At 60.1% G+C, this 14,838-nt stretch carries 11 protein-coding genes; 8 read left to right on the top strand and 3 right to left on the bottom strand.

Annotation, left to right across the window (positions count from 1 at the left end; all coding sequences use genetic code 11):
- Positions 1-142: 142 nt before the first annotated feature.
- Positions 143-754, bottom strand: a complete 612-nt coding sequence (locus tag H7847_RS05385; protein ID WP_227268359.1) for a class I SAM-dependent DNA methyltransferase — start codon at positions 752-754, stop codon at positions 143-145.
- A gap of 232 nt (positions 755-986) precedes the next feature.
- Here H7847_RS05385 and pheS point away from each other — a divergent pair, with 232 nt between their 5' ends.
- From pheS to H7847_RS05365, 4 genes are all read left to right on the top strand, one after another.
- Entirely contained in the window at positions 987-2,060 is a 1,074-nt protein-coding gene (gene pheS, locus H7847_RS05380; protein ID WP_227268443.1) for a phenylalanine--tRNA ligase subunit alpha, read from the top strand.
- On the top strand, positions 2,057-2,470 hold the full coding sequence (locus tag H7847_RS05375) for a hypothetical protein (protein ID WP_227268358.1): 414 nt from the start codon (positions 2,057-2,059) through the stop codon (positions 2,468-2,470). Before pheS ends, H7847_RS05375 begins: the two co-directional genes overlap by 4 nt.
- A 2-nt stretch (positions 2,471-2,472) precedes the next feature.
- Complete coding sequence (gene pheT / locus H7847_RS05370) at positions 2,473-4,872, top strand: phenylalanine--tRNA ligase subunit beta (RefSeq protein ID WP_227268357.1); 2,400 nt, start codon at positions 2,473-2,475, stop codon at positions 4,870-4,872.
- 89 nt (positions 4,873-4,961) lie between these two features.
- Positions 4,962-5,411, top strand: coding sequence for a YtoQ family protein (locus tag H7847_RS05365; RefSeq protein ID WP_227268356.1), 450 nt, complete (start codon positions 4,962-4,964; stop codon positions 5,409-5,411).
- Positions 5,412-5,470: 59 nt separating this feature from the next.
- On the opposite strand, the gene H7847_RS05360 is transcribed toward H7847_RS05365, so the two are convergent.
- The gene (locus H7847_RS05360) at positions 5,471-6,172 is read right to left on the bottom strand and encodes a glutathione S-transferase family protein (protein WP_227268355.1); all 702 of its coding nucleotides are present in this window, start codon (positions 6,170-6,172) and stop codon (positions 5,471-5,473) included.
- A gap of 137 nt (positions 6,173-6,309) precedes the next feature.
- Between H7847_RS05360 and mscL the strand changes: the two genes are divergently transcribed.
- On the top strand, positions 6,310-6,738 hold the full coding sequence (mscL, locus tag H7847_RS05355) for a large conductance mechanosensitive channel protein MscL (RefSeq protein WP_227268354.1): 429 nt from the start codon (positions 6,310-6,312) through the stop codon (positions 6,736-6,738).
- A 75-nt stretch (positions 6,739-6,813) separates the two neighbouring features.
- On the opposite strand, the gene H7847_RS05350 is transcribed toward mscL, so the two are convergent.
- Complete coding sequence (locus tag H7847_RS05350) at positions 6,814-8,127, bottom strand: peptidoglycan-binding domain-containing protein (protein WP_227268353.1); 1,314 nt, start codon at positions 8,125-8,127, stop codon at positions 6,814-6,816.
- A gap of 473 nt (positions 8,128-8,600) precedes the next feature.
- Here H7847_RS05350 and H7847_RS05345 point away from each other — a divergent pair, with 473 nt between their 5' ends.
- Genes H7847_RS05345 through H7847_RS05335 form a run of 3 tightly spaced genes read left to right on the top strand, consistent with a single transcriptional unit; the run spans position 8,601 to position 14,821 of the window.
- Positions 8,601-10,430, top strand: coding sequence for a trypsin-like peptidase domain-containing protein (locus H7847_RS05345; protein ID WP_227268352.1), 1,830 nt, complete (start codon positions 8,601-8,603; stop codon positions 10,428-10,430).
- Between the two features lie 12 nt (positions 10,431-10,442).
- Entirely contained in the window at positions 10,443-11,717 is a 1,275-nt protein-coding gene (locus H7847_RS05340) for a hypothetical protein (RefSeq protein ID WP_227268351.1), read from the top strand.
- Positions 11,717-14,821, top strand: a complete 3,105-nt coding sequence (locus H7847_RS05335; RefSeq protein ID WP_227268350.1) for a virulence factor SrfB — start codon at positions 11,717-11,719, stop codon at positions 14,819-14,821. The genes H7847_RS05340 and H7847_RS05335 overlap by 1 nt, the downstream gene beginning before the upstream one ends.
- Positions 14,822-14,838 lie beyond the last annotated feature (17 nt).

Genomic DNA, 14,838 nt, shown 5'->3' with positions numbered 1-14,838 from the left:
CTCCAGCCCAGCCCAAAGATATCAAGCCGCACCTTTCCAGGTGCGGCTATTTTTTCTCTCATCATGAATTCTCCAAGCGATGGCGCATCCGCATCGAGCCCAAAGGGAGAGATGCTTTGGCGCCCGGGCTTGTCTTTTGCCACTATGCCTTGTTCTGGAACCGGGCGAGCCAGACCGTTTGAAGACCGCAGTCCGGGTCTTCAACGACATGCTGTAGGATTTCAAACCCGTACTGATTGAGCAAAGCCCGATATTCATCCGGATCCAGGCTTGCGTGATAGAGCGGCTCTCCTTCGAACGCACCGACCACTTCCCCGCAGCTTGGGCCGCTGGTAAACATCAGCGCGGCTCCGTTGGCCGCATGTCGCGCGAAGATGTGGAACATTTTGCGCTGATCATCGGGCGTCAGATGAAAGGTGCTGTTCCAGGCCAAGATGCCATCAAACCGGGCCTCCAGCCCGAGAGAACGCATGTCGGAGACGCGCCAGGTGGCCTCCGCGTTGTTCTCTCTTGCAATCTCGATCAACTCCGGGGAGGCATCAATCCCGGTAACGGCACAGCCGCGATCAAACAAGTAACGGCCAATCGGTTCTCCCGACCCGCACCCTATGTCAAGAACTGACGGCATCTCCGGCAAGAGTGCGATGAACGGGTCGACCCATTTTTTCTCTTGGAAACCTGATCTGCGCCGCGCCGTCCATTCACGTGCGTGGCGGCGATAAAGGTCGATGATCTGATTTGCGTGAGCACTCATGCATCAACGATAACCGGACAGGCGGCACGTTCAAGTCCTGGGCAGCTTTGCCCCGCAACCGCAGGTTTTGCGATCAAACCGCGTGATTTCGAAAACGTGACCTTCCGGTTAAGCAAGAGCGTTCGGACGGCACATTAGGGCCCTTCCTGAAATGCCACCAGCATTGAGCTGTCGTCTTGTCATTGGTGTCGCATCTGCTAGGACAAAGCCCAAACCAAACGACGGGTGAATGATGGACGATCTCAAGCAGAAATACCTCAGCCAGATTGCAGATGCCGGCGATGAGAACGTTTTGGAGGCAATCCGTCTGGCGGCCGTGGGCAAGAAAGGCGAGGTCGCACTCAAGATGCGCGAGCTGGGCAGGATGACCCCCGAAGAACGGCAGGTCGCAGGCCCGGCTCTGAATGCGCTCAAAGACGAGATCAATGCCGCCTTGTCTGCAAAGAAAGCCGCCCTGACCGACGCCGCCCTCGATGCACGTCTGCGCGATGAATGGCTGGATGTGACCCTGCCTGCGCGTGGGCGCCCGCGCGGCACAATCCACCCCGTCAGCCAGGTGACAGAGGAAGTCACCGCCATTTTCGGCGAGATGGGGTTTTCCGTCGCAGAGGGGCCGCGCATCGATACCGATTGGTACAACTTTGATGCGCTGAACATCCCCGGTCACCACCCCGCGCGGGCCGAGATGGATACTTTCTACATGCACCGCGCCGAGGGCGACAACCGCCCGCCGCATGTGTTGCGCACCCACACCAGCCCGGTGCAGATTCGCACCATGGAAGCGCAGGGCGCGCCGTTGCGGATCATCTGCCCCGGCGGCGTCTACCGGGCCGACTACGACCAGACCCACACACCGATGTTTCACCAGGTTGAAGGGCTGGCGATCGACAAGGACATCTCGATGGCGAACCTCAAGTGGGCGCTGGAGGAGTTCTTTGCCGCGTTTTTCGAGATCGACGGCATCAAGACCCGTTTCCGCGCGTCGCATTTCCCCTTCACCGAACCCTCGGCAGAGGTGGATATCCAGTGTTCCTGGGTCGACGGTCAGCTGCGGATCGGTGAAGGCGATGACTGGATGGAGGTCTTGGGCTCCGGCATGGTGCATCCCAATGTTCTGTCGGCGGGTGGGATCGATCCCGAGCACTGGCAGGGCTTTGCCTTTGGCATGGGGATCGACCGGATTGCGATGCTGAAATACGGCATCCCCGACCTGCGCGCGTTTTTCGATTCAGATTTGCGTTGGTTGCGGCACTATGGGTTTGCAAGCCTCGATCAGCCGACTCTGCATGGGGGGTTGAGCAGGTGAGTTTTGCTTTTGATTTGGGAAGTTTCGTTGCCGCTTTAATAGTGGTTATGGGAGGTGCATTGGCCTACTGGAACCAAAAACGGATCGACCGGCAACACGAGCTCACATTAAAGCGCAGAGAGCTTTATTATGAATTCGTTGGTTCTCTTGTAGATGCTGCAAACGGAGATACCGATCCTCATTTGAGATCACGTGTTCGAGCGATTGTACTTGCTTCTGATAAAGTTCTGATGGCGCTAGCCGCGTACAACGAATATGCCGATAGTACTTCTTTAGGCTTTGAACCGCGCGAAAACGCAAAGCTAAAGTCTCTGTTGTCAGATGTTGTGATTGCTATGCGAGAAGATGTTTTCGAAAAATCGGCAATTGCAACAACAGAATACTCGAAATTGCTTCCTATCAGGGCTTAAAAATGAAATTCACCCTCTCCTGGCTCAAAGAGCACCTTGATACCTCTGCCACGCTGGACGAGATCACCTATGCCCTCACCGACCTTGGGCTTGAGGTGGAGGGCGTCGAGGACCGCGCGTCAAAGCTGCGGGATTTCACCATCGGCTACGTGCAATCTACCGAGAAGCACCCTGACGCGGATCGTTTGAAAGTCTGTCAGGTGGAGACCGACGAGGGCGTCAAGCAGATCATCTGCGGGGCGCCGAATGCGCGCGAAGGGATCACGGTGGTTGTGGCCAAGCCGGGTGTTTACGTGCCGGGGCTCGATACGACCATCGGTGTGGGCAAGATCCGCGGGATCGAAAGCTTTGGCATGATGGCCTCCGAACGCGAGATGGAACTGTCAGACGAACACGACGGCATCATCGAACTGCCCTCGGGTGAGGTCGGGCAGCGCTTTGTCGATTGGCTGGCCGAACATGACCCGGCCAAGGTGGACCCGGTGATCGAGATTGCGATTACGCCCAACCGGCCCGATGCGCTTGGCGTGCGCGGGATCGCCCGTGATCTGGCGGCCCGCGGGCTCGGCAAGCTCAAACCCCGCGATGTGCAGGGGGTTGAGGGTACCTTCCCCTGTCCCATCAGTGTCACGATCGAAGCGGATACGCTGGCGCAATGCCCGGTGTTCTATGGCCGTGTCATTCGCGGGGTAAAGAACGGCCCCAGCCCTGAGTGGCTGCAGGATGCCCTGCGCGCGATTGGCCTGCGTCCGATCTCGTTCCTGGTCGATGTGACGAATTTCTTCACCTACGACCGCAACCGCCCGCTGCACGTCTTCGACGTGGACAAGGTCGCGGGCGATACCCTGCGGGTGCACCGTGCCAGGGGTGGCGAAACCATGCTGGCGCTGGATGACAAGGAATATACCTTCGATGAAGGTATGACGCTGATTTCAGATGCAAAGGGCGTGGAGAGCATCGCCGGTGTGATGGGCGGCGCGGCGTCGGGATGTACCGAAGAGACCACGAATGTGTTCATCGAAGCGGCCTATTTCGACCCGGTGCGCACCGCCTATACGGGCCGCGCGCTCAAGATCAATTCGGATGCGCGCTACCGGTTTGAGCGTGGGATCGACCCTGCCTGGACGCCTTACGGCATCGAACAGGTCACGCGGATGATCCTGGATCACGCGGGCGGGGAGCCGTCAGAGGTGATCGTCGCGGGCAAAATCCCCGATACCAGCCGCGCCTACAAGCTGGACGCGGCGCGGGTGCGGTCGCTGGTGGGCATGGACATCCCCGAGAGTGAACAACGCCAGACGCTGACGGCGCTGGGCTTTCGGCTCGAGGGGAATATGGCGCATGTGCCGAGCTGGCGCCCGGACGTGCAGGGAGAAGCTGATCTGGTGGAGGAAGTGGCGCGCATTGCGTCGTTGACCAAGCTCAAGGGCAAGCCGCTGCGGCGCCTGACCGATGGGGTGCCGCGCCCGATCCTGTCGCCGATCCAGCGGCGCGAGGCCATCGCGCGGCGGACCTGCGCGGCGCTGGGTTACAACGAATGTGTCACCTACAGCTTCATCGATGAGGCGTCGGCCAAGCTCTTTGGCGGCGGCGACGACAGCACGCGGCTGGAAAACCCGATCAGCAGCGACATGAGCCACATGCGGCCTGCGTTGTTGCCCGGTCTCTTGCAGGCGGCGGCCCGCAATCAGGCGCGGGGCTTCAATGATCTGGCGCTTTTTGAGGTGGGTCCTGCCTTTCAAGGCGGCGAACCGGGTGAACAGCATCTGCTGCTGAGCGGTCTGTTGGTCGGGCGGACCGGGCCAAAGGATGTGCAGGGGGCCTCGCGGGCCGTGGATGTGTTTGACGTCAAGGCGGACGCCGAAGCCCTTCTGGCCGCGATGGGTGCGCCTGCGCGGGTTCAGATATTGCGCGATGCGGCCTCCTGGTGGCATCCTGGACGGCATGGAAAAATCTGTCTTGGTCCCAAAAAGGTGCTGGGCGTTTTTGGGGAAATTCACCCCCTCGTTCTGTCAGCCATGGATGTGAAGGGTCCGGCGATGGGTTTTACGCTCTGGCCTCAGGAGGTGCCTTTGCCGCGCAAATCCGGCGCGACACGCGCCGCCCTTCAGATCAGTGATCTGCAAGCGGTTGAACGTGATTTCGCCTTTGTGGTCAATGCCGAGGTGGAGGCGCTGACGCTGGTCAATGCGGCGCTGGGCGCGGATAAATCCTTGATCGAGGATGTGCACGTCTTTGACGAATTCATCGGGGGATCGCTGGGGGAAGGCAAGAAATCTCTCGCACTGACAGTGCGTTTGCAACCCGTGGATCAGACGTTGAAGGACCAGGACATCGAAGCTGTCAGCGCCAAAGTCGTTGATAAGGTGACAAAGGCCACCGGGGGTGTCCTGCGCGCCTGATCGTGCGCCGGACATTTTGCCTGCGAGGGCTGGCTTATTCAGACTGGGGGCTTGAAGCCGCTCCCCTTGGGAGATGAAAGAGGACCAAAATGACACTGCAAGTCTACCTGTCAGGGGAAATTCACACCGATTGGCGCGAACAAATCACCGAAGGGGCCAAAGGGTTGGATGTGCGTTTCAGCAGCCCTGTTACGGATCATGCCGCGAGTGACGATTGCGGGGTGGCAATCCTCGGTGCGGAAGAGAACAAATACTGGCATGACCATAAGGGCGCCATGGTCAACGCGATCCGCACACGCAAAGGCATCGCTGATGCCGATGTTGTCGTGGTGCACTTTGGGGAGCAGTACAAGCAGTGGAATGCGGCCTTTGATGCCGGATATGCAGCGGCTTTGGGCAAGTCGCTGATTATCCTCCACGGTCCCGACCATGCGCATGCCCTCAAAGAGGTCGACGCCGCTGCTCTGGCAGTGGCGCAGGACCCCGGACAGGTTGTTGAAATACTGCGCTACGTCCTGACCGGGCAGCTTCCAGCCTGATCGTGCCCGGCTCACCGTTTGAATGACAAAAAAGGCGGGGGTAAGACCCGCCTATGTCATCAGGGGGTTCTTGGTGGAATTTGCCGTCCCTTGACAACCGCAGGCCGCGCCATGAAACGGTCGAGATAGGTCACGACGTTCTTGTACTCCGCAAAACCCGTCACCGCTTTGGTGCCGTAAAAATCAAGCGCGTTAACCCAGGGGCCAATGGCAATATCGGCGATAGAATAAGGCCCGGCAATCCACTCCTTACCGTCCAGGGTCCTGTCCAGCACCGAGAGCAACCGCCTGGCCTCGTCGATGTAACGCTGCTGGGGGCGCTTGTCCTCCCACTCGGATCCGGCGAATTTGAAGAAGAAGCCCAGCTGGCCAAACATCGGGCCCAAACCACCCATCTGAAACATCAGCCATTGGATGATCTGTGCCTTTTCATGCGCGGTTGAGCCCAGCAACTTTCCCGACTTTTCCGCGAGATAGATCAGGATCGCACCGCTTTCGAACAGGGCGATAGGCCCGCCGTCGGGGCCGTTCGGATCAATGATCGCGGGTATTTTGTTGTTGGGGTTGAGTGCCAGAAATTCCAGGCTTTTTACATCCGTATCGGACAGCGTCACCGTGTGCGCCTCGTAGGCGATGCCCATCTCTTCCAGCGCGATTGAGACCTTGACCCCATTTGGCGTTGGAAACGAGTAAAGCTGTAGCAGCTTGGGGTCTTTTGCCGGCCACTTATTGTTGATCGGATGTGTGGATAGCTCGGTCATCAGGTCTCTCCTTATGCTTTGGAGCAGACAGTTCATGTTTTTGCTTGGAAAAACACTACTTCATTTGCGCAGCCATGTGTTAACTGGCGCACATAAGGTCAATTGAATGGCCAAAATGAAACATTGCGAGGTGCATAATGCTATCTGAATTCAAAAACTTCATCGCCAAAGGCAACGTCATGGACATGGCTGTGGGCATCATTATCGGTGCCGCTTTCACAGCGATTGTCAGCTCGCTCGTTGCCGATCTTGTTAATCCCTTTATTGCTCTCTTTACCGGTGGCATCGATTTTTCCGGCTGGTTCTATGCGTTGGACGGAGAAAGCTATGCGTCCCTGGCTGCTGCAACGGATGCCGGTGCACCGGTCTTTGCAATTGGCAATTTTATCATGGCCGTTATCAACTTTCTGATCATCGCCTTTGTCGTCTTTATGCTGGTCAAGATGGTGAACCGTGTCAAAGACGCCGCAGAGGGCGAAAAGGAAGTCGCAGAAGAAGCGCCGGCGGATCCGACAGAACTGGAAGTGCTTTTGGAAATTCGTGACAGCTTGAAGAGACAGGCCTGACCCTGAAAGGGGTCTTTCATGAAAAAGCCCGCTGACGTCGGTCAGCGGGCTTTTTTTGTTAGATCAAGTTTTGGATCAGTTGTTGCCGAGGTTTAACGCAGGCAGGGAAAGCCCGCCGTTTCCTGCCGATTGCAACGGAGGAATACCACCTGTGGGTGCCTCGATGGAGGCTTTGATGATCGCGTTACGCTCTGCCGTTTTACTGGGTACGAACACAGGTTGCGCGCCTTGCTCCATTACTGTCAGCGCAGTGTCATACCAGGCATTGGAGGCCTCAGCCGACCGCGTGGTGCCGAAGCCCCAGCGCAGATGGTGCCCCATCACTTCGGCATAGGGCATCTGGCCCGTCGCCAACATCACTGTCGCTGCACCCAGCGCCATCTTTGCGTCATCCTGCCGGTAGCCCAGGCCGAGGCAAATCTGACCGTAGCCCGACGCGGTGGCCATATCGTTGTTAAAGATACCGTTCGCAATGCCCTGGGCGGTGGTTGCAACCAGTTTCACATCTGCCGTGCTGATCTGTGCACTTGCGGGCAACATCGCATCGGCAATCTGCGAACATGCGGCGGAAACCTGATCTTCGGTCTGGCGGGCCTGTGACATCAATCCCTGGCTTTGAGTAATGGCAAAGGAGCGCGCCTCGCAGAACTGCTCCCCGAGTGCCTGTTCAGGGTCGCTGATGTTCGTGGCCAGTACCACACCCTGATTGGCCTGGGTCATGCCAACAACCAACTCGCAATGGCTGGCCATGGAGGTCGGTGCCTGACCAAGGGACAGATCAAGCGGTGCAATTGTCGGGGTAGCCGCCTGCGCCGCGCCGGCGCTGTTGGACTGGCCTTGATCCGCAAAAGCGTTGTTGTTTTGCAGAGAGGCGGATTGAACCCCGTTGTTCCGGTAACGGTTCGCATAGGTCGGATCCGAGAAAGCTTTCAGCAGGCCCTTGGTGCCTTCGTTGGCAACAACCTCAGGATAGGCCGCACCGCCGCCGGCCTGCAGCCGCTGGTGTGCGCCGACAAGGTTCTGGCGCTGAAAATCATCCAGATAGCCGGTGGGCTGATAGCCCATGTAGGACTGATAGTTTGAAATCGCCGCACGGGACCGTTGGCCCAAGGCTCCATCGACAGCACCGACCGGAAAGCCGAACCCGTTCAGGGCGGCCTGAACTTCGCGGTTCTGCTGACGCTGAAAGCTGTTTGCACTCGAAGACCGCTGTGTCGTGCTGCGCTGCTGCTGTCGTTGCTGCTTGTTCTTGTTGACCTGATTGTTGATCAGAGCCCCAATGGCCGCACCGGCAACAAAGCCGCCCAAGGTGCTGTCCGCCATGGACGCGCTGGATGTCAAAATCATCGCTGCGGCCAATGCGCCCGTGATACCATTTCTCTTCTTCATACCTAAACCCCGCTGAAACATATGCGTTTGCGTAATTAAATCAGATTCTGCCCTGAGCTGCACTGGTTTTTTGCCCTGATACGGTGATGTGATCGGATTTTCAGGCGTTTGAACGCCGACTGCGGACGCATTTGGCGCGAAATCTGAGCCTATTCTATCCAGCATCCTCATCGGGCGGGTCGCAGGCAGGGAAGTTTCTTGTAATGCGAGAACAGGATCGGGCAGTAGGTGCAAAAAACGCCTGCGCGCAGATTTGCGACCGACCAAAGCTGGGCGAGACTCGGATTGACGTTGAATTTTTTATGCCGTTATCTGTGCCTGCGGGAGCGAGTGTAGCAAGAGGAGGCGCGATGGTAGGCGCCTGATTTTGATAAATCTTTGGGCTTTTTTGCGACCGTCACGGGCCTTGGCTAAGTTGGCATTGGTTTGACGTTGGGGCGACATACCGCGCCAGATATTATTTGGAGCCAATAATGGCTGAACACTTTTTGACCAAGTCACGCATCGATCTGGGGCGCTGCATTGTCGTCGCGGGCGCGCCTGCTTTGGAGCGCTATGAGGACTTCTTTGCGCAGGTATCCGCTAAGGCGGGTCCGGATGTTGCGAAACTTTTCGCCGAGCCGCTGGTCAGCAAGGGTAACGATCAGGCCGCCTCAACCGTTTCCTGGTACAGCGACCGTGTCGGGCAGGGGGTGCCGATTACAAAACTCGATGCCGCAGGTCAGCAAGAGGTGGGGGCGATTCTCACGGCGCGTCTGCAAGCGTTGGAAGGGTTGATAAGCGATCCGGATGTTGGTCCGCAGATCGCTGCTGCTCTGCATATCGGCAGTGCTGCCGATATCTGGTCGGTTGAGGGGCAGCCGGTGCTGGTCAACTGGGGGCTGATGCCGCAGGACGGGACGGATGCCGCCACGCGGGCCGCGCATTATGCAAAGACGCTCGGGGCTTATCTACCGATGGCCGCAGCGCCACCGCTTACCGAAGCCGAACAGGATCAGAAACGCGCGGACCTCGCCGCTGCGTCGGCGGCAGCGGCCACGGTGCCCCCGGCTGCCGCGACTGCGGCGGCAAGTGCAACGGAGGCAGCGGCTATCGCTCCGCGATCCGGCGGGGTGGACCAAGGTCAAGAAGCCGCGACGGGAGGGGCAGAGGACGTATCGGCCCCCCCTCCGTCTGACCCGCCGCCACGGGGTCGGGTGCCCTTGCTGGCCTGGGTTCCGCTGGTGGTTTTGCTGCTGCTCTTTGGTGGTGCCTTGGCCTGGTTGTTGGTGCCTGGCAACCGGATTTTTGCGGATGACGGCTCGCAACCCGTGATCGCGGACGAGGAAACCCTGCGTGCCGCGCGCGAGATCAATCGCGCGCTTGAGGCGCGGCTGAACGATCTGACCCTTGCCCTGGACGGGGCGGTTTGCCGGGCGGATGGCACCTTGCTGATGCCGGATGGGTTGACGATAGAGGGTCTGTTGCCGCCGGAATTGAACCAGGGCAGAGCGCAGGGCGGTCAGGTTCTCAAGGCGGACAGCACGCCGGTGCTGCCGCCTGCACCTGAGCGCGTGGTGGTGCCGGGAGAAGCCGGCCAGGTCACCGATACCGCCAGTCTGCTGCGGCATATTGATGATCGCACCGCCATGGTGATTGTCGGCATCGAGCAGGGCATGGGTGTGGGGACAGGATTTTTCATCGCCCCCGACCTGATGGTCACCAATTACCATGTCATCGAAGGGGCCACCTCGGACAATATCTTTGTGACGAACAAGTCCATGGGTGGCCTGAAACGTGTGGAGATTTTGAAATCCTTCGGTCCGATGCGCGAGGTCGGCGCTGATTTCGCCCTGCTGCGTGTCGAAGGGGTCGACCAGCCGTTTTACTCGATCTGGCAGAGCGATGCATCGATGCGGCTGCAATCGGTGATTGCGGCGGGCTTTCCAGGCGATGTGCTCAACACGGACAGTGAGTTCAAGGCGCTGCAGGATGGCAATGTCGCGGCGGTCCCGGCCCTCACCGTGACCGATGGCACCGTGAACACAGAACAGTCCCTGTCGGCGACAAGCAGCGCCATCGTGCATTCCGCGCCGATCTCGACGGGGAATTCCGGCGGGCCGCTGATTGATATGTGCGGTCGCGTTGTCGGGGTGAACACCTTTGTCGTGCAGGGGCCACTACGCAATATGAACTTTGCACTGGCCACGGACGATCTGCTACGCTTTTTGGCGGATACCCCCGCGCAGCCGGTGATCTCGGGCGATGTGTGCGAACCGTTGGTGGCCCGGCCCACACCGCTGCCCGTGGCATCCAGTCAGTAGCGGCCGGGCGGTATGATCGAATCCTTCCTGACCAACACCTCCACCGAAGGGCTCAAGCCGCTTGGTACAGCGCCGCAGCGGTCGTTCGAACTGGTCAGTGACACGGTGCGCGCACGATTTGGCGACCGCCATGCCGCGCTCTTTGCAGAGCCGGTGGCCACCCGGTATGGCGACCGGTTTGACTGGTATGCCACCGTTGAGGGCAAAGCGGTGCCGCTCACCGAGATGGACGCGCCCGAGCCTGTGCGGGAGACGCTGTCGGAACTGGTGTCTGACATCAAGGGCATGGCGGATGAGCTTCTGGCCAGCAAGCTACCGGACGACCAGCGCCTCGGGGAGGCGCTGGCCAACGCGCTGGAAATCCCGGACGAAACCGCCGTTTTCGTGATCGCGCCGGAGGCGGGCGGGACAGCGCAACCCGTGCTGGTCAACTGGGCCTGGACGCGGGATGAGCAGGTGGCCGTCCGAGGGGTCCTGACCGGAATGGACCGCCGCGCACCGGAGAAGCGGCCGGGGTTTGTACCGGCCCCGCTCTTAGCGCCCGCAGCTGCCGGCGTGGTTCCGGTCGCAGGGGTCAGCCCGCTCTGGTGGTGGCTGGTCTGGCTGGGCTGGGCGCTTCTCGCGCTGTTGATTGCCGCGGTCATCGCCTTGCTGATCGAACCCTGCGCGCTGCGTGTCTCCTGGTTGCCCAATACCTGCGAAAAGGTCGAGGTGGTCCCCGACACTTTGCAGGAAGAGCGCAGTTTGCTCGAAGATCAGATCGCCCTGGTACAAAAGGAGATCGGCATCCAGGACCGCCTGTGCCAGCCGGATTTCGCGCTCTTGCCGATCCCTGAACCCCAGGTCGCGGTGCCGCCGCCCACGGGCATTCAACCCAGCCTGCCCATCGATCCCGAGGTGGACGACCGCGCCGAAGCGGCCGGGGCAGAGCGCGGCGATCTGTCCTTTACGCTGATCTGGGAGGGCACGGACGATCTTGACCTGCACACCACCTGCCCCCGAAACGAGACCTTGTTCTTCCTCGACAAGGCCCGGTGTAACGGCGCGATGGATCTCGACATGAACGGGTTTCAGGTTGTGCCGAACCCGGTGGAGAACACCTATTTCACCAACCCGTTTCCGGGCGACTACCGGGTGCGGGTGAACCTTTACCGCCAGCGCGAAGGCACGGGGCCGGTCAGCTTCACGCTTCAGGTGCGCGAGGGGGATCGTGTGACCACGCAAAAAGGCACTGTTTCTGCCAGCGATGAAAACTGGCAGTATACGTACCGATACAAGGGAAAATGATGTTTGAAGAACGTGTCGGAAGATTAAAACAGCTGGTCGATTTCGGGGATGAGATCGCTCTCGTGCCTTACAGCGGGGCGCAAATCCTCGATTTCGGGTTCGATCTGGATGCGCTTGAGGTCAAGGCCTCCAAGTTCATTGAACGCGTGACCCGTGAAGAGGCAGGCGAGGTGGAGCGCACGCTGATCCCGCTGAGCGGCAACGAAGAGCGCGATATGCCGATCCTCGAAGCCTCGCTTGAGACGGATGATGCCTATTCGGTCCGCCCGATTGCCGCGCTTGAGCCGTTTTTGGAAAAATGGGTCCCCGTGCCGGTGCTGCGGATGAAAAGCCAGCGCGGTCCCAGCGGCGAGGAACGCTTTGATCCCGGCCCGTCAAGCTGGGCGCGGATGCGCGTCGTCGAGCTGGAAGAGGCAGACCCCGAGACCGGCCACAGCCACCGGGTGCAGCTTGCGCTCGACACCAACCTGATGGCCAGCGGCCACCCGGGCCATTACATCGCGCCCGAGGTGGCCGATGCGGAAAAGCCGCGCGATTTCAGGCTGGTATCTGATCCGGGCGACATGGACTGGTTCCTGCGTCGTCTGGAAAAGGCCGAAGACGGCAGCCTAATCGACTTGCAGCTCTGGGTGTCGGACTGGCTGAAGGAGCTTTTCATGAGCTTCAAGCGGGTCGAGCGTCCGGGGCGGCAAATCCTTGAGGAAAACCTGCCGCATCAGTTTGAGCATTGGGCACGCTATCTGGCCTATCTCAAGCTCATTCAGACCGCTGTGCGCCCGCCCAAGATGCGCTTTGTCAACACCGTGGCCGAACGCGACGCGGTCACGCCGGTGTCGGTCGATCTGGTGCTGGATATTGGCAACAGCCGGACCTGCGGCATCCTGATCGAACAATTCGCGGGCGAGAGTCGGGTGGACCTCGCCCGCTCCTTCCCGCTGGAAATCCGTGATCTGTCGCGGCCTGAATTTCAATACTCGGGCCTCTTCGAGAGCCGGGTGGAGTTTGCCGAACTGCGCTTTGGCGATGACCGCTATGCCAGCCGGTCGGGGCGGCGCAACGGGTTTCTCTGGCCCAGCTTCGTGCGTCTGGGCCCCGAAGCGGTGCGTCTGGTGCAGGGCGAAGCGGGGACCGAGACGATCTCGGGGCTCAGTTCACCCAAACGTTATCTCTGGGACGATGCGGCGGTGTCGCAGGATTGGCGGTTTCACAACCACATGGACCCCAACAACCTGCCCAAGGCGGTGCGGGCCGCCATGCGCCACCTCAATGAGGCGGGCGATGTGTTGGAGCAGCTACGCTATGACATCAAGAACGGTCTGCGACGGGCGGGCACGGCCAGCCTGACACCTGCGATCCGTCCGCAGTTCTCGCGCTCCTCGCTCTTTGGGTTCATGCTGGCCGAGATCATCGCCCATGCGCTCATTCAGGTGAATGATCCCGCGTCCCGCGCGCGGCGCGCACAGAGCGACCTGCCGCGCCGACTCAACCGGATCATCCTCAGCCTGCCCACGGCCACCTCGATCCAGGAACAAGCCATCATGCGGTCGCGCACGGCGGGGGCGCTTCAGCTTGTCTGGTCGATGCTGGGGATCGGTGAGGGCGACAGTTCGATCTCGCGCAGGCCGGAACTGATCATCGAGTGGGACGAGGCGAGTTGTACGCAGCTTGTGTATCTCTACAGCGAATTGACACAAAAGTTCGAAGGCCGCATCGACACCTTCCTCAAGCTCAAGGGCAAGGCGCGGCAACCCGCAGGACACACGGCGCCGGAACCGACTTTGCGCTTGGCCTGTATCGACATCGGCGGCGGCACGACGGACCTGATGATCACGACCTACCGGGGTGAGGCCAACCGCGTGCTGCATCCGGAGCAGACCTTCCGCGAGGGCTTTCGCGTCGCGGGTGATGACCTGGTGCACCGGGTGGTCAGCGCCATCGTGATCCCGCGTCTGCAGGACAGCATCGAGCATGCGGGGGGCCGCTATGTGGCGGAAAAGATGCGCGAGCTTTTCGGCGGTGACCGGGGCGGTCAGGACCAGCAGGCCGTGCAGCGCCGCCGTCAGTTTTCGGTGCGTGTGCTGGTCCCTCTGGCCGAGGCGATCCTGTCTGTTTCCGAGGGTTCCGAAGAGTTTGACCGCATTGATCTGAACCCGGCGCAGGTGTTGGGCCTTGATGTGCCCGGCGAGGACGCGACCGAAGAGGAACTGGCCGATTACACCCCGCTGGAGGTACTGCAATACCTTGAACGCGCGGCAGCGGACTGCGGTGCGGAGGGCTGGCGGCTGGCGGATATGGTCCTCAGCACGTCGCGTGAAGATGTCGACGCGATCAGCCGCGAGGTGTTCCAGAAGGTGCTCAGCAACATGTGCGAGGTCATCGACCATCTGGGCTGTGACATCGTGCTGCTGACGGGGCGGCCCTCGCGCTTGCCTGCGGTGCGCTCGATTGTCGAAGAGATGCTGGTGGTGCCGCCACATCGCCTGATCTCGATGCACAAGTACAAGACCGGGCGCTGGTATCCCTTCCGTGATCCGATCACGCAGCGCATTGGCGATCCGAAATCCACGGTGGCGGTCGGGGGCATGCTGATCACCCTGTCAGAGAGCCGCATCCCGAACTTCAAGGTGACAACGGAGGCTTTCCAGATGCGCTCCACCGCGCGCTTCATCGGTGAGATGGACCGCAACGGACAGATCCTGCGCGAACGGGTGCTGTTTTCCGACATCGACCTCGACAAAAAGGGCCGGTCAGGCGATCAGACCGCCACGTTGCAGATGTTCTCGCCCGTGCACATCGGCGCGCGGCAACTTGATCTGGAACGCTGGACCACCACGCCGCTTTTCCGGCTCGACTTCGCCAACACCGGCGCGCAGCAACGCCCCTCCCCCATTCAGGTCACGCTTGAAAAGGACGAAGGCGATGATGACGAGGCGCAAACCTCCGTGGCCAAGCTGCGCCGCGAAAGCCTGCGCGAAGCCTTCAAGATCAGCGAGCTGCTGGACGGTGAAGGTGATGAGATGAAACCAAGCGATCTGTCGTTGAAACTTCAGACCCTTGGGTTTGACGATGACTACTGGATCGATACCGGGGTCTATAGAATATGAGTGCGGAAACGGAAGAC

The sequence above is a fragment of the Roseobacter weihaiensis genome (assembly GCF_020622345.1).
Lineage (GTDB): Bacteria > Pseudomonadota > Alphaproteobacteria > Rhodobacterales > Rhodobacteraceae > Roseobacter > Roseobacter weihaiensis.
The sequence above is the reverse complement of the archived record's forward strand: the minus strand, read 5'-3'. Positions and strand labels throughout refer to the sequence as shown.